This window comes from Pelagihabitans pacificus (genome assembly GCF_009371985.2).
GTDB classification, from domain to species: Bacteria; Bacteroidota; Bacteroidia; order Flavobacteriales; family Flavobacteriaceae; genus Pelagihabitans; species Pelagihabitans pacificus.
In genome coordinates this window covers 1-18,110 of sequence record NZ_VIKU02000011.1, presented here as the reverse complement: position 1 = coordinate 18,110, position 18,110 = coordinate 1, and the positions used below count along the sequence as shown (strand labels likewise).

8 protein-coding genes are annotated in these 18,110 nt (G+C 45.7%); all 8 read right to left on the bottom strand.

Annotated features, from left to right (window positions below):
* A partial coding sequence (locus FK220_RS19760) for a hypothetical protein (protein WP_152576096.1) occupies positions 1-776 on the bottom strand: 776 nt, incomplete at its 3' end.
* Positions 777-1,296: 520 nt separating this feature from the next.
* A complete protein-coding gene (locus FK220_RS19755; RefSeq protein ID WP_166205022.1) occupies positions 1,297-4,767 on the bottom strand; it encodes an FG-GAP-like repeat-containing protein in 3,471 nt (1,156 codons plus the stop codon).
* 259 nt (positions 4,768-5,026) lie between these two features.
* A complete protein-coding gene (locus tag FK220_RS19750; RefSeq protein ID WP_152576094.1) occupies positions 5,027-8,794 on the bottom strand; it encodes a GEVED domain-containing protein in 3,768 nt (1,255 codons plus the stop codon).
* Between the two features lie 241 nt (positions 8,795-9,035).
* On the bottom strand, positions 9,036-12,809 hold the full coding sequence (locus FK220_RS19745) for a Calx-beta domain-containing protein (RefSeq protein WP_152576093.1): 3,774 nt from the start codon (positions 12,807-12,809) through the stop codon (positions 9,036-9,038).
* 152 nt (positions 12,810-12,961) lie between these two features.
* Positions 12,962-14,197, bottom strand: coding sequence for a hypothetical protein (locus FK220_RS19740; RefSeq protein ID WP_152576092.1), 1,236 nt, complete (start codon positions 14,195-14,197; stop codon positions 12,962-12,964).
* A gap of 291 nt (positions 14,198-14,488) precedes the next feature.
* On the bottom strand, positions 14,489-16,447 hold the full coding sequence (locus FK220_RS19735; protein ID WP_152576091.1) for an OmpA family protein: 1,959 nt from the start codon (positions 16,445-16,447) through the stop codon (positions 14,489-14,491).
* A gap of 11 nt (positions 16,448-16,458) precedes the next feature.
* Entirely contained in the window at positions 16,459-17,424 is a 966-nt protein-coding gene (locus FK220_RS19730; protein ID WP_152576090.1) for a PorP/SprF family type IX secretion system membrane protein, read from the bottom strand.
* Positions 17,425-17,438: 14 nt separating this feature from the next.
* On the bottom strand, positions 17,439-18,110 hold a 672-nt coding region (locus FK220_RS19725), incomplete at its 5' end, for a gliding motility-associated C-terminal domain-containing protein (protein WP_152576089.1).

Genomic DNA, 18,110 nt, shown 5'->3' with positions numbered 1-18,110 from the left:
GGGTCGAACGCAAGGGTGCCCACGTTCAGCGGGATGTTCACCGTGTTGTTCTCCTCGTCCGTGTAGTCCAGCGAGTTCCCGTCGGCCCCGAGGGCCAGGCTGCCGGTGTTGAGCGGGATTATATTCAAAAGATTATCTTCATCCAAATATTCCAACCTATTACCATTCAGGCTAAGGGTAGTCAACGTTTCTGCTGGAAGGGTAATCACGGTAGGCGTTCCTGTCTCATCGGTATAGGTGATATCACGTGTTGCGGGATTAAACACCAAAGTTCCCACATTTAAGGGAATATTGGTCAACAGTCCGGCCTCGTTGGTATAATCCAAGGAATTACCATCCGCACCAAGGGCCAAATTCCCTACATTGAGAGGGATGATGTTCGTACCATTATTTTCATCTATATACTCTAAATTATTTCCGTTCAAAGTAAGACTGGTAAGGGTCTCAGCCGGCAATGTTACTGTGATAGGAGGTCCCCCGTTTTCCAATTCCAGAGTTAGACCACGGGTTACGGTGTCGTAACTGAAATCAAGTACCTGTTGACTATCGGTGGAGGTCAACTCCCACGAATTGCCATCCCAAAAATAAATGGTGCCGGTGTTCGTGTTTACATAGATATCCCCGGTATCGGCGCCAGCGGGAGTCGTCATACCAGCTGCCGTAACGTCGGGACCGCTAAGCACCTCACAATTACATTGGTCTTCCAAGGTCACCGTTGTTTGCGAAAAAGCGAACCCGGTCGTCAGAAAAACTAAGACTACGATTATTTTTTTCATGGCCATTACTTTACTATGAACAGTCTTGTACATTTATTGTCTTGATATCGGTAACAGGACACCATGCGAATGCATGATTCTTCATTACCGGTTTCATTTACATTTTAATTAAGCTGAATAATTTTCCAGACTTTGTTCGAATAGAACATTGATGGAACAGTGAAGAAAGGTACTGGGTACCTTCACATGCCATGTTGGTTTTCCCGAAGGAATGCTGGTTAAGCTTGGTTAAGTTATTCATGCTTTTGGGATGAACCAAACCGTACATTTAAATGATCGGTTCAATTACACATTACAAAATTAACCTTAGTTCTTTCGCTGGGAAATAATTGTTGTGTATGTCTAAAATTGTACTGTATAGAGGCCAAAACATGAGGTTAGCAGGTTTTTATTTCACCATATTTTTCTGCCTTGCCGTTGGTCGATAACCCCACTCATATCAATTGTTTAAGAAAAGTCTCACAGCAATTGAAATGACAAAATAATAGAAGTAAGTGATAAGATAGTAATGTCAGGAAATCTAATTCCTGCTGACCCGATAGGTGATTCTTCGGTTGGTAATTACCGTTGCGACCTGGACGATGAGCGTCACAGGATTTGAGGTCTCCAAGGAACAAGCATAGGCCGTATTGGAAACAAGTACCCTATATTGATTACCGTTATCAGCCGTGGTAGGATTGGTTATCACAAGGCTGTTCGTAGCCGTTCCGCCATAGATTCCAGCGTCATTGAGGTCGACCCAGATTGACCCATTAAAAATTTGCCATTGAAAAGTATCCGCGTCGTTCGCCACTACCGAAATGGTACCGATGCATCCGGGACATATCGTGGTGTCTAGCGGTTGCGTAGTAATGGATGGTGCCATCCCTACTTCCAGATAATCGAAAACCGTGTTCCCGTCACCATCGGCCGGTGTCGGATATGATGCTGTAACCACCGTGCCGTCCGGGTTCACTGCGGGGGTCCCTGAACCGTACATCCCGTTGTTATCGCTATCCGCATCGGGGTTGGCATAGGCTTCATCGGCATCATTACATCCGTCATTGTCACTGTCGAATTCCAAATAGTCATAATTCCCATCTGTATCCGAATCCAATTGGATATAATTAACTAGGCCAGAGTTTTCCTGTCCCGAGGCTTGAATAGCATCACTAACCCCATCCAGACCTACGTTTCCGGATAATCTACCATTGGTATGGGGTGCCCCATGACCTGCCTCTACCGCATCATAAATACCGTCATTATCGCTATCTAAATCCAAATCATCGTTTACGCCATCAGCATCCGAATCACAAGAGGGATTACCACTTGCAGCCCAAATAATGGCATTTACCAATAAGGTTTGTCCAGCGGCGTTGAAGCCTCCATTGGAATTTCCAAGCGGTAAGATTACCCTCCGGCCGGGAGCAGTCCCCGTATCCATGGCATCGCCTGATTCCCAGACGGCGATGGACACCTCCCCATTTGGATGATATCCCAAAACGTTCCCCGAAGCGAGACCGGAAGCGTGAAAGCTTCCATCGCCGATATCGTTGTCACCGCTTGATAATCCAAATGTTACAGGGTGGCCATTATTCACAATGTTCACTAGGTTGGTATTGGTGGTAGCTCCCTGACTGGCCCCAAATAGGTCATCATATAACCAAGGTTCCGTAGTTACGATTCCCTTGGCTGTAGTGATCATATTCGTTACATTGGATAGGGCTGTACCACTAATAACATCCTCATAAAGGAAGGTGACATCGTAATTATCGGCATTATCCCCAACATTATCGTCTACTACCGTTACTGAATACCCTAAAGCTTCCAATTGGTCAATAGCATTCTGTTCCTCTGAAGAAGTGGTACCATCGTTGACCCATAAAATGGAATAGGCGCATTCAATAGTATCCAAAATGCCGTCGTTGTCGTCGTCCTCATCACAGAAATCGTTAATTCCATCCCCATCCGAATCGATTCCGGAAGGATCTGCGCAGGGTTCGTAGACCGTTACGGTTGCCGTATCGCTTTTCCCTAAGGCCGGACATATAGATACGGTGGAATCGGTGATGGTATATTCAAAGGTAGTGCCAGGAAACAGTGTTCCGGCACTATACGTATAGGTGACCAAGCCGGCGTCGGCATCATCAATGACTACAGAACCGACAGCGGGTTGCACTACACTTTCTATAAAAAAGTTTTCCCCGTCCGGTTCCGTATCGTTATCAAAAAGACTTATTTGTATCGATATGGTATTCCCCACGGGCACTGTGACCAAGTCATCCACAGCATCCGGTGGATTTGGATTCTCTACAATCTCCGCATCTGTGGTCGAGAGATCATAATGGTTCGTCCCTGGAATCGTACTAGGTTGGGCCACAATGGTGGCGATTAGCCTGGAAAATCCGCTGGAATCGGTAGGGTCATGGAAATTAGGGTAGCGTACCTCAATAATGTAGGTCTCATTTTCACCCAAAGGAAGACCAAAATGTACTTCTTCAGGGGATTGGGTACCATGACCAAAAACCCCGTTAACCTGCCTCAGACCACTTACTATGTTGCCCGCACAGTCTCTAATCAGTACATTCGTACCAATTGCTACACGTTCCGGCGTACCTCCGGTGGCACCATTGGCCCCACGGTCTTCTGAAACATTTACCAACAGGTGGTTGTTCCGATTGGCAGCTGCCAAGTTATTGATGTACAACTGGTTTGCGTTCCCATTAATATTAATGTAAATATCCAAATCCCCGTCGTCATCCACGTCCACCATGGTAGCACCTTCTCCATTTCGCCCATTATTAAAAGTAGCCAAATCCAACGAAAAGGTCATGGCAGTACCACTGCCTACGACCCCTGGGGCAGGAGTTGGACTATTCAATTGATTAATGAACAAATAACTTCTATTATCACCCACAAAAAGGATGTCTATATCGCCATCATTATCCACATCCCCACCAGCAAGGGCATCAATATCATCTGAAGAGCTTCCGTTATCAGTGTTCGTAGGCTGAGGCAAGCCTGGAAATGTACCAGACCCGAGGGCAGTCCAAATTCCAGCCCCGTCATTCCGAAAAATTTGAGTGAGGTCGTTTTCCGTCCATACCGCATCCAGGTCCCCGTCATTATCCAAATCCCATAGGCCTACGCCCCCCTTGTTATTGTTAGAAGCCTGGGCCACGTCAGATCCATTGGTGAAAATTCCACCTTGGTTCAGGAAAAAGTCATTTTCGTCCCGTTTGCGCATGAAGATATCTACCCAACCATCATCGTTCACGTCAGCGGCAGAGCCGTAATCCCCGTCCGTAGCAAACTGATTCAGACCGAACTCCACTACCCCACTACCATTTCCGGGGGTAATATGGGTAAACATGGCAGCAGGCGCTGGGTTGGCCACCGTATTTGTAGTATGGTCAATGTAGTTGTTCCGCAACAGTTCAATGCCATAGTTGTGACTGTCAAAAAAGATATCCAAATCTCCATCTCCCTCAAAATCAAATAGACCTACACCCTCGGCATTAATGGGGCTTATATTAACGGTGGCACTGCTTGGTCTTCCTACCGTTATAGGAGCTGTTCCTCCAATACCATCGCCAAAAGTACCATCGGCATTCTGTATAAATATCTGAATGGCCATCCTTGAACTTGAATTCCCATGGGAGGATATCAAAAAATCCTTCCGTCCGTCACTGTTCAAATCGCCCCAGGCCGCTTGTCTTTCGGCGGCATCGCCCAGCATTCCCGGGGCCAAGGTCGCCTGAACATTGGTAAAGATTCCAGCATTGTTCTGCATTAGAAAACTTCTTGAGCTACTGTTTTCCAGTACTAGGACGTCCAAATCACCGTCATTGTCAAAATCAGACCAAGCATGACCGCCATCCTTATTTTGACCCAAATTAAGCCCATAAGCTGCGGCACTTTCGGTAAAAGTGGTCTGAGCCGAAGCAGTAAATGCCCAAGCTAGCAGAAGGCATAGCAGTATCCTACCTTGAAGATTCTGGGGGAACCTCATTGGTTTTTGTCCGCTCATTTCAAGTTTTGGGTCTTAAGATTGTGCCAGGGAATATCCTTAAGCAACTTTGAGTATCCCAAATTAGGGGAAAGCTTAAAAGTGTTAAAATAAATGTTGTGTAGGGTCAAAATGGCAACATCTAGCCCCTAAAACTTGAAGTAACCAATGCTTCCATGCCTGGGCAGGTAGGTGCAATCTTAAGCTTAACCTATTAATAAATAAGTACTTACACCTAATAAAGTAAGAAAATATCCACCCTTTAATTTTTATTGGCCCGATAGGTAATTCTTCTATTGGTGATTACGGTATTCACCAATACCGACAAGACTGCCATGTTGGAAGCGTCGTCCAAGCAGACATATGAAGAATTGGAAACGACTACCCGGTATTGATTTCCGTTGTCCGAAACCGTGGGATTCGTAATGATCAAATTTGCGGTGGCAGTACCGCTATGGATACCCGTGTCGTTCAAATCGATCCAAGCCGTACCATTGAAAATCTGCCACTGATACGTATCCGCGTTGTCTGCAGTCGCCGCGAACGAACCTGTGCAACCTGGACATATTACCGTATTGGTCGGTTGGGTATTTATCGTTGGGGCGCTGCTAAACTCCAAAAAATCAAAAATTCCATTGCTATTCCCATCTCGAGGATTCGAATATCCTCCTTCACCGACGACCACACCATCTGCATTGACCGTGACGGGAGAAACACCCAGTATTCCATTGTCGTCGGAGTCGGAAAAACCTGCTTCCAAAGTGTCGGCACAGCCATCTTCATCACTATCCAAATCAAGATAGTCGAAAGGGCCGCTGGAATCCGTATTTACCAAACTGTAGTCGAGAATACCGCTTTCGGGACTTGTCTCGACCGAATCTGCCAAACCATTATCGTTGAAGGGTCCGTTGATTATTCCATCGGTAGCGCTTTGGTAATGGCCAGCCTCCAATACATCGTAGATGCCATCGTTGTCACTATCCAAATCGCTGTGGTCGTAGTATCCGTCCCCATCACTATCTGTAATACGACAGGTCGCAATCGCAAAGTAAATATCATCGAGTACCGAATAGGACTGAGGACTATCATCTATCTGCCCATAAATGTAAACTCTAAAGGTATACAGGGTATTGGCGGCCAAATATATGGGACCGATGTCACTATGTTCAAACATGGCATAACTGGAACCATCATCGGTGTGGAACACATCCTCGGAAAGGGTTACCCATGAAGAGGAAGCCCCTTGTCTGTAGCGGGTAGCGGAATAAAACGAATCACCCTCCGATGGAAGGTACCATCCAGATTGCACGGCATTCAATGCAAACTGTGAAACCTCGTTCCCCGTTACGAAAGACACTTCTACATAATCGCCATTGGAGATGGCCTCCGAGACATTGTCGGCATTGATAGTGGTGATGGTTACCCGTGAGGCGGCGTTGTTCCAGCCGATTCCGCTTGCGGACAAAGAATTTGTAGATTCCAGCCCCCAAACCGATATATTGGTATCTTCCTGATAATCCATGTTTAGATTGCCCGTCGGATTGTTCAAAGACCAACCAAATCGGGAGGATATTGTCTCCGATGCTTCCAAACAGTCGGGAATACCATCGTTGTCATCGTCTAAATCTACCCGATTGCCCACACCATCATTATCGCTGTCGTCGTAGCAATCGAATTCGATGGTGGTTACCTTTGCATCGACAAAAGCCAAATCTTCCGTACCTGAACTATCCCCTCTTCGGAATCTGATATAGAGCCAGTCTATGGGAGAGTTGAAACTAAAATCCAATTGCGCGTTACTTCCTACCTGGGTCCACGGGCCTGTCGCGCTCGAGGATACCCAAATATCAAAATCGTCCCCATCCTCCCCGTATACCGTGACTGGGGTGTTGCTGTCAATTCCCTGTTCCATTTCGAGCACCAGTTCATCGTTGTTGTTATTGAAACTGGCGGTATTGTTCCCATTATTTCCAAGAGCGTTGTTTTGCCCGCCTACACTTTGATCTATAATTACGTTCGTAGCGTGTACGTGTCGAAGTACCGACAAGGGTACCGCAATTTGCCCTGAGGAACAGCTGACGGAGTTATTGATCAGAAGCCGATAGTCCTCAACCTCCCCGTCCCTTGCCTCGGAATTACCCGAAGAGAGCCCTGATTCCGTCGAATACCTGAATCTTGCGTAGGTGGTTCCCGGGACCGCCCCGGTTGGAACATTTACCGGAAGGTTCACAGTACCACCGGCCGATGGGATATCGTTGGCGATATGCTCCCCAATATCCTGAAAATCCCCATCCCGGTTAAAATCGATCCATGCATTTAGAAAACCGCTGCCTACGGTTTGGATTTCCAAGGTCTTCGTCTGCCCCACCGTTAAAACCTGTCCGTTCAAATCCAACCCGCTGCTTGTAACTCCATCCTCGTCATCACCAAAATTATCATCGCTGGATGCACTGCTAAAGTTGACAAAGGGATCTTCGCTATCCGGGGCGACGGCGCCCAGATAGACTGTGAGTGCCGCACTTGTCAAAATTGGGAGCCGATGTGCCGCGAATCCGTATGAAGAGGGGGCATCGCCAGCATCGTTCCTACTTCCCAAATTCCCCATAATGTACTCCACATCCCCTGTACTTCCCAACTGGGCTGCCGGCACCAAATTACCGGTGTCGGTGTCCAAAACAAATATCGTTCTACCCTGTCCGGCCACGTTTTCATCCTCAATGTAGTTGGTACCATCCGCAGCATAGGTAATCCCTTCCCCGTCGACCGCCAGGGAGGTAGTAAAGGCGAAGGTGGTTTGACCAGTAGCTATGTCAATGACGTAGTAATCCACATTATTGTCGTTTTGCACATAAAAATCGGCACTCACCGGATCCCATGAAATACCATCCGCACGAATCAAGGCACCGGATAGTGCTATTGGATACCCATCGTACAGGGACCAAGCGGGATTGCCCCCACTGGCATTTGGATTGAACAGCGCAATGCGGTCGGCTCCTCCATTCAATCCATTTTGGTAGATAACGGCGAACACCTCTTCCCCGGTCGCATTATTAACCCAAAACTCCGCCCCATCAACATGTCCTGGAACCAAATTGGTTTGGACTAAGTTGGCTTCCCCCGTTTCCGGATTCAGAGCATATAGGTCCGAGCTATCGGTGGGATCGGGCCCTTGAAACACATACAACGTTCGGTCGATCGATCGAAAGGCACCACCTTCGCCCGAAAAAATAACCGGACTCCCCGCTAAGGTGGTATTAATGACAGTGGGGCTAGGCAGCGGAGAAGCTGTTGGGTCGGGGGCAACTGCGTATAGTTCTGCCCGGTTGTCGGCCATATAATAAATAAAAGGAAGGCCCCTATTATCGTTGGGGACGATAGTCGGCACCGAATCCCTGTTAAAATCGGCGGTTATGGTCAAGACCGGTGCCCTACCAGCATCACCGTTAAAAGATTCTGCGGTACGTTCCCCTGAACCATTCAATACGAACGTCATCGCATTCCCAGGAACCCACCCCCCACGATTGACTATTTCTTGAACCAAGTTGGTCAGATCGGGAGTACGTTGATCAAGTCCGGACTGTCCGACGGACGTCCACGCGGGGATATTATTCCAGTTTACGCTTGCTGCTGTTCGTAATCGGGAACTAATGTTGGCATTGGAGGTGGTAAACGTTTCCGAATCATCGCTATCGTGGCCCCAAATTTGAATAGAGGTACCGCCGGAATCTACCTCGTCGACGCTAAATTGAATACTTGCGTTAAGAATCGTAACCCCCTGTGGAATCTGAATGTTCTGAAAACGAATGCCTACCCATTGGGCAGTTGTACCTTCCGTTACGAGTTCCAAATCGGTACTGGTCAAATCTAGATTACCCGTTGCTACCTCCTCTTCCGCATCGTCGGAAGATTGCGCCACCGAGACATTGATAGTGGTCTGGGCGGAAGTACTCAATGAGAAGGCTAGAAAAAAGCCAAATAAAAACTTCCCGGGTAGGCATCCCTGGGAAATAAAACGTTTTAATAAACCCATGTCCTTATTTTGGTCGTTTTCGATTGAGTCAGATGTAAATCCATTCTTGCTTAAGCTGCAAACTAAAACGAACTTGATAGGACTTAAAATAAATGTTGTGTAACGTTGGAATGGCAGCATCTAGCCCTTAAAACTTGAAGTAAGGCACTATCCGGTTTCTTTTGAAAGCAAAAAACACTTGATTATAAGCTACTCGGAAACAAGTACTTACCACTCAAAAAGGTAAGAAAAGAAATACAGGTTAGTCACCGTTGACCCGATAGGTAACTCTCCGATTGGTGATAACGGTGTAGGCTTCGATGATGCTGAATGGTGAGAATTCAGAGGTAGAGTTTGCCACGGTTGCCGTAGCCGTCACATACTCTCCCAAGGAGACCCCGGGAGGTAGGGCAACGCTGAATTTGAACTTATTGGTATTGTCGGTATTGCCATCCAAATCGGTATAACCAGAGGTGCCCGAAGCCAAGTCGGCCCCACTCCCTTCCACGAAGGAAGCCAAGTATACCTGACCTTCCCCATAGTCGGTCGAGAATCCCAGTTCGTTATCGCCGGCAACCGCGGAACCCTCATTAATATCGGTCAAAAACAACTCAATAATAGCTCCGGGTCGGGACCATCCTTCCACGACCAAGGTCGTTCCAGTACCATTCGCTGCCGAGATGACCGGAAAATTGATGGCGCCATTGGGCCCGTTATCGGTATCTCCGGAATCATTGAGGGTAACCCCATCCCCCAGACCATCCGATAAGTCCAAATCGATTCCTAGGGCCGCACTGGCCGTTCCGTTGGAATAGAAGGAATTTTGGGAAATTAGATTGCCCGAGGTATTTCCTCCGGCCAAGACCAATCCGGCCCCACCGTTGGAGAATATGATATTATTGGTAATCGAAGAATTGCTGCCATCCAAACGAATCCCTGCATTTTCAATAATACCGCCACACACACCGCCATTTCGACCTGAGGTGGTGATGCTATTTTCGTATATCGTTAGGTTCCCAAGGATACCGTCACCATCGATTCCCAATGCCGATGCATTCTCTATCAGATTTTGCTGAATGACCACTCCCGAACCACTTTGGATGGTAATATTGTCTTCGCAAGCATCGCTCCCGTTTGTGGTGATGTGATTATTTTGAATGGTGGTAGCAGTTCCTCCGTTGACCAATATCCCGGTGTCTGTGTTCGTTGCAATATAGTTACCGTCCACAATAACAATACCATCGGTAATTTCGACCCCATCATCAATATTTCCAGCGTTTGCCCCTAGCGCGTTTACCCCCAAAAGATTGTTGGAAATGGTAATCGATCCATCGTCTACACGAACACCCGCATTATTATTGGCATAAACCGATAGATTCCTGATTACTGTATTATTTCCTTGGGATCGAAATACGTCCCCAGCATTTCTATGAACCTGGATTTCAGGCCTTTCATAATTGGGTAGTAACGTACCCGAGGTTCCAACGGCCGTTCCACCTGAACCAACGGTACCGGGATTTGTATCTCCTGAGTAAGCCGTTTGGGTTCTTCCGTCGATTTGTGTGTTATTATCCGTAATAGGGGTTAAGGGATTTACATTAGGGATGAAAACATCGAAATAACCCCCTGAATAGTTTGAATCAGCCGTTCTTCCTAAGGGATCGCCCGTTGGAGGTATCATAAAAACGGAAACATCCACTCCTCCAATAGGGTCAAATATACTATTGGCTTCAATATCCATACCCGTTTCGGTCAGGGCATTTGCGTTCACGATAAACTGTTCCAACGATCCTTGTCCGTCTTCGTTGGTATTCACGATCGTATTGAAGTTGAAGCCAAAATCGATATTACCAATACCTCCACCCGCAATAACAATGTTACTTGCTGTCTGGGCAGCTGCTAAAGTCCCTGCCCCTACGTCTCCGGTCGCGGCTGGATTGGCACCTCCTACCTCATTGGTCACCTCCAAAACCGCTACTCCATTGTAAGATGTTCTAAAGGTTTGTACAGGATAACATGAACCGCAAGTACTTCCACCACTTCGATTCGATGTAACGGTTTGATTAAGCACTCTAACCGTATATGTACCATCCGCCATTCCGCCAAAAGAATAATCACCATTGGTATCCGTGACCGTGGTCGAGGAAAGAATGCCCAGTGCATCGTATAATTCCACCGTGACCCCTTCGACACCCAATCCAGCTGACGTAGTTTGATTTCTGCCTGCGCCACCCGGATAATTCACGTCCTCGAATACGGTACCCGAAATTAAGTTCGATGGCACTCTAATGACCACTGCACTCGATATTACTAAGTCCTGCCCTACATCGACGTTGGCGGTAACCTGGGAATCGCTTGAACTAATGTAGGTTGAAATGTCGTATGTATCCAGATCCAAACCATAAACACCGGTATTATTTATGCCTTCTATGGCATCATAATAGGTTGAATTATAAGCATTATTACCAGTTTGCCCCCCGTCACCGCTTAAAATGTAATTAGTACCTCCTTGGTTGGTTATTGAAAGTTCTTCCGGGTTTGTGGAACCGGAACTTGATCCATCCAGGGTCGCGTCTCCTTCGTAGGACAGAAAGGTAGCCTTACTCCCGGCCGGACTAATGGCATAAAAGCTGTCCAGCGTAAAGGACGTACCGTTGTTCTGGGTTTCGTCGAAGCCGTAATAAAGATTAATTGTTGAAGCCGGCAAGCTCGATTCCTCATAAAAAATCATTAATGACCATGCGCCCAATACCGTAGCAGTGGTACAAAAATCCCCGGTATTGTTTATGGTAAGATCTTCAAGATTATACGTATTCGAAAAGGGAGTTGTGATTCCCTCGATAATGGAAGTTACCTCGGCAAAATAGCCATAAAACCTTAGATTGTATCCAGGTATATTCGGACTTGCGCCGTAGACCAGTTCCGCATCCACATTTTGCCCTTCAAAAGTTATCGATTGATCCGGACTGTAGTTTGAATGGGACCAAAACAAATATGCCCTTGAGATAGTGGCCCCTGCCGGTACGGTTATATTTAAATTGCTTGAGGAGGTGGCTGCTATCGAACATGGATCGGTACCGTTACTATTGGTACGGAACGTACCCCCAACTGTGGTATAATTATAATTTCCGTTCAACTCCCTAAACAAGGTCAATGGCACATCATATAGAATAATTTCATCGTCAATTATGGTACCGGTTCCCACATCGGTTAGTATTACAGAGGGATCCGATGACCCAGTGAACGAAATACGAAAAGTCTCGTTGTTTTCAAACCAACTATCATCCAAAAGGGAAACGGTGATCTGTTCGGTATCACCGGAAGACCCATTAAAATTCAAGGTGCCGGAAACGGCGGTGTAATCCGAGCCAGCGGTGGCCGTAACGTCTGCACTTACATAATCCACAGTAAATGCCCCGGAAGCGTCCCCATTGGTATGGATTACCGTAAAGTTCGCGACGCCATCATCCTCATTCACAGTGACATCCGAAATACTTAAAATGGGACTAAATGTTGCCGTAAATTGCACATTGTCGATGGTTATTCTTTCATTATTGTTCCAATTTCCGCTAGCTGTTCCAAAGGCAATACCCGATACAGATGACATTTGACCCGCACTTAAATTGTAAGATACCGATCCCGTAGTCGAGGAATTAATAATTGCTATCACCTCCCATGCCGACGAGCTGTTGTTGTAGAGGTAGGCATATAATGCCTCGTCACCACGGGCGGTCGCATTCCAGTCAAAAGTTAAGCTAGCCGAGGTTGCATTGTTGAGATCTATGTCTCTATAAATCCAAACGTTATCCAGATTCTCGAAGCGTAGCTGATTTCCGGTAATATAGATTCTCCCTGAAGATGGGCTGGTGGTTTCGTTGACCTCTATCCAATTCGATGAAAAATTCGCTGAACCATCGTTCTGTGCGTATGAAACTGAACCAAAAGTGTCCAAATACGTCTCTTGTCCGTAGGCCAATGCGTTCAAAAGAACTGCAATCACTACAAATACTATCTTTTGGGGGCCTGCTTGATTCACTTTTGGTCAAGATTTGGTAAGGTAAATTTAACCTTGTTTCGTGCTAAGACCTAAATTATGTTGTGAAGAGCACCTAATTAGATGCCAAGCCGGATTGTAGTGAGGTCACAAATAATTTTACCCGACAATTTCGTCGTGATAATGGTGCTTTTTTAAAATGGTAAAATAACCTGTCTTTTGTCTTTTGGCGGCTGTACATCTCTATTTTCCGTAGCTCTCTGGTTTTCAATTACAGTAAGCACCGCAGCATTAGAGGCTGTCGTCCCGCAAACAGCTTCATTTTTGGAAACGATGACACGGTACCGATACAAATTCATGTCCCGTCTTGGTCTTTGTATGGTAAGAATTGGTGTAGTGCTGCCGGAGTAGTCAGGGCCATCCCCAACATCAATGAATTCACTACCACCATCGCTATTTACCTGCCACTGGTATCTATATAGGGAAGATGATGCGCCTTCCAAAGAAAAGAAAGTGGAAATCCCCGTTGCGGTTTTGGTATTTTCGGGTTGTGAATCAAGTACCGGTACTTCGGGAACTTCTAATCGTATTTCATTTTTATGAAAGTTACCACTCTTATCAGAAATTACTACTGAGAACGTATAACTACCAATTGCTAATCCATTTATCAAAGGATTCTCTTCCTTACTGCTAAAACTAAAGCCGTTAGGGCCTTTGCCTAGCCAGGTGATAGCTGCAGTGGAAACACCGGTACCAACAGGATTGGCCAACAGCCGTAGTGGCTGACCTAAACATAACATACCTTCAAATGAGGGCAGAACGGCTAGGGAACCTCCAGATTTTTTCAGGTCCTTGAAACTATAGTCGGCGCCCGCACCACCATTGCAGCTTGCATATATGTTGCTGCCGATAATTAATCTTTTGGACGCATTACAGGATTTATCAGCATCAAGATCACCTCCTGGTTCTATGACAAAAGCTGAACCTTCCGGAAGGTGAAGACTTACATTAGATGTCCATCTGGCATCGCCCCCCGCTTCTATTATTATCTTTGATGTTTTTAAACTGGCTGTATTCGTTACTTTGAGCAAATCCCTCTCAGCCAAACCATCTCCAACTATCACAGTATTTATCTCTTTAGAAATGGCTGAATTGATAGATACCTCATTACCCCCCCTGATGTGAACATTATGGGCAGTTCTTTTTTGCCCTGGATAGTCGGATGCCGCTACCCAAGAATCACCATCATATATTTCCCACACGGAAATGATAGTCCAGTTTCCTGAAGATACCGATCTGTAATCATCCAAATTTTGAGAGTAACCTTGTGGTATGTAGAAAAGACAACAAAATATAATGAATACGAAAGTGGTTGTTTTATATTCACCATCTTCCTTGGCCAATACACAAGTAGGATTTTCTTTCATCATGGTAGCCGTTTTAGAAAATTTTCAGTTTCTGAAAATAAGCGACTTAGAAACACTTTCCTTAGTCACTAGTGTCCGAAATTAGATGGCAACTCTTTCAAATGTAAGTTTCTTGGATTGTATTCTGATAAAAATGTTGTGAATGCTTCCTATATATACGTAAATAGATAAAAATCTGCGGTCATCTACCGCTGCTAGTGACTCAAAATGGAATATAATTAAGAGTTTTGAGTATTGAATAAAGCAAAAAAGCAGCCACTTTTGGGCTGCTTTCATACTTTTTATTGCGTCTGGTTATTCCATAATTATAAACTCCGACCTTCGGTTTAATTCATGTTCTGCCTTTGAGCATTTCACCCCGTTGGCACAGCGATTCATTAATTTGGTTTCTCCAAAACCCTCACCAGACAATCGGTCCTCCGAAATACCTTGTGAAATCATATATTTTACGGTCGCCTCGGCCCTTTTTTCCGACAACCACAGATTGTAAGCGTCTTTACCCCTGCTATCGGTATGGGAGTTGACCTTGATCTTAAGACTCGGATACTTCTCCATGGCGGCAATGACCTTTTCCACCTCGACCTCCGAATCTTTTCGGATATTGTATTTATCAAAATCGAAGTAAATGGTACTTAATTGTAGTAGCTTGGCCAAATCATCCCCAAAACCGGCCGTTACCGTATCGCGTTCCAGGTAGAAATCGATGATTTTCGCTTTTCCATCCGATCTTCCCAGATACTCCTCGGAAGGAACATATCCCTGTATGGAGGCCCTTACAAAATTCCCTTGATTGCAGTCTAGTGAAAGGGAATAGTTGCCCTCCGAATCGGTAATGGTCGTCATGACCTCTTCATTATTCTCATCGATGACCTTGACCGTAGCCCCTACCAACACCTGGTTGGATATTTTATCCCTAACCGTTCCTGTAATTTCCTGAATACATTCCAGTTTCAGGGGTTTCGTTTCCAAAAAGGCATAAATATCATCTGCCCCCTGACCTTCGGCCCTGTTAGATGCGAAATACCCTTTCCTGGTCTCCTCATCCATAATAAAGGTAAAGTCGTCCATTTTGCTATTTACCGGCTCCCCTACATTTACAACGGCACCGTTAAACTTACCCTCGGCGATTTTGGTAGCAAACACGTCAAGACCTCCTAGTCCCGGATGCCCATCAGACGAAAAATACAGTATGTCCTCACTGGTGACAAAAGGAAATGTTTCCCTTGCCTCAGTGTTTATTGTATTTCCCAAATTCCTCGGAACCCCAAAACTTCCATCTTCCTTTATCTCGACCATAAATATATCCGAAGCTCCTAACGAACCTTTCATATCGGATACGAAGTACAGTGTTTTTTCATCAGGGCTTAATGCGGGATGTGCTATCGAATAGCTATCGCTATTAAAGGGCAGCTCCTCGATGTTTGTCCAGATACCATCGGAAAGCGTAGCCCTGAATATTTTTAAACGAATGACGCCCTCTTCGTCCTTGATATACTTACCTTCTTTAAAATTGTTTCTTGTAAAGTACAATGTATTCCCATCTCTAGTGGTAATGGATGTAGATTCGTGCAAACGGGTGTTTACCTCCTCACCCAATTTTGATACGGCGTTCATGGAGATGCTATCGGCGTTTACCTTGTAAAGGTCTAGAAAGTCTTTGGAATTCCAAGTATGGCGATATCTGGCAAGATTGCCCGTATCCCTATCAGAGGAGAAAATTAATCCTTCCTTATAAAAAGAAGGAGCGAAATCAGAATAGGGAGAGTTGTATTGAAAAGGTTCAACGTTGTATCGACCAGAGTTCTGTTTGATGTCTTCCAAAAAATCCCGTTCACTTTTATACAGTTTGGCCCTATTATCGTCCGAGGTCAGCTCCACAAATTTTAACATGAACTCTTTTGACCCATCATAGTCTCCAAGCGTCTTCAAAGTTTGGGCATATCTGAAATAGTCCTCGGCCTCGACCTCTTTCGTATAATCTTCTACCAAACGTTTATAGGTGTCGGCCGCTTCGGTATAATCTGCATTAAAATAATATGAGTTTCCCAGTTTCTTAAGCAAGTCTGCAGAAACGTACCCTTTATCGAGTACCCTTTTGTAGATATCGATGGCCGGGCGAAATGAGTATTCCTCATATCGCTCATTTGCCTTGGTCACCAAACGATTCTCCTTTTCCTCGATTTCCTGAGCAGAAAGGTTGTTTAAGAAAGTGCAACATAAAACCAATACTAAAAACTGTCCCTTTTTTGTCATTTGTACCTGATTTAGAAGAAACGTGGTGAAACCAATTTTTGGAACGATTTGACCAACTCAAACCTCAGAAAAACCTCAAAAGACCCGTCATTAAATTGGGTTCCTCCCAACTCGGTCGTCTCTCTATCATAGGCAAGCCCTATCATGAACTGGTCGGATATCTGGAAACCCGCTAGACCACTTACGGCAGCGTCCCAACGATATGCCGCGCCAAAAGAAAATCGATCGTTGAACAAAAAGCTTGCGGACACATCTACTTGGAGCGGTGCGCCACTTACTACCTTGGTCAAAAGTGCAGGTTTGAACTTGAAATTGTTGTTCAAATCGAAAACATAGCCGGTAATCAGGTAAAAATTAATACGCTCCTGGGAGAGAAATTCAATACTATTGGCATCACCACCAGAACCATCAAAGTGTTCGGTTTCCAGTAAATTCGGCGCCGAAAGGCCTGCGTAGAATCTATTGGTGTGGTAATATACTCCTAAGCCTACGTTTGGGGAAAACCGATTTTCAATATTATCGGTATCCAAATTTTCTTGAAGAAGAGGATCATTTCGTTGCCGCAAACCATCGACGTCAAGGTTAAAGAGATGTCCGCCAGCTTTTAGGCCGAATGAGAGTTTACCTTCTAAAGAGACATCGATCGTATAGGAAATTATCGCGTCAAAATAAGTTTCCTGTACGGCTCCTTCACCGATTTCGTCGTTGACTATCGATAATCCGTACCCTACCCTACTATTACGAATCGGGGAATGTAAGTTCAAAGTCTGTGTCTGTGGCCCCCCTTCAAGACCTACCCACTGGGAGCGATACAGTGCAGCGGCACTGAATTGTCCCCGGGAACCCGCATATGCAGGGTTCACACTCATTGTGTTGAACATGTATTGGGTATATTGGGCATCTTGTTGTGCACTTGATGTTTCCCAGAAAAGCAATACCAATAATAGGGGCGCTAGGAAGCTCTTTTTTAGTATCATATAGGGTAAAGCGTTTACTTACTGATGTAAAGATAATCGTTCTCTGTTGTTCTGGCCTGACCTTCCAGATTGTACTCAAAGATATAAAAATAAACTCCTGCGGGTAAGTAGTCCGATGCACTTACGGTGGACCTTCCTTTTGATCTTCCATCGAAAACATTGTTTTGGTTGTTATAGTTGCTACCGTCATACACCAAAACACCCCATCTATTGTATATTCTTAGGGTATTGTTTAATGCCCTATCTACATTTTCTATCCATAGGAAATCGTTCTTACCATCGCCGTTAGGCGTAACGATTTGGGTCACCCTTATTTCGCTATCTATATCTTGTTTGGGATCTAGGTAATCTGGAATACCATCCCCGTTCGAGTCATCATTTGTCGGGTCCCCGTCGCCGTCGGCGTCCTCGTCGGGCGTATCGATCCCGTCGCCGTCGTCGTCCAGGTCACGGTAGTTCACGTCCTCCGTGCCGTCGGTATCGGGCAGGTCGTTCGCGGGGTCGTCGATCTCGTCGTTCACGTCGAAGCCGTCGTCCACGTCGGAGCCCTCGTACCCGTCGTCCAGGCCGTCGCCATCGGTGTCCGTTCCGGTAAAGGCCTGGTCCGGGATACCGTCGAAGTTGAAGTCGTTCCCCTCGTTGTTGTCGGGCACCAGGTCGTTGTCGCTGTCAAGGTCCCTATAATC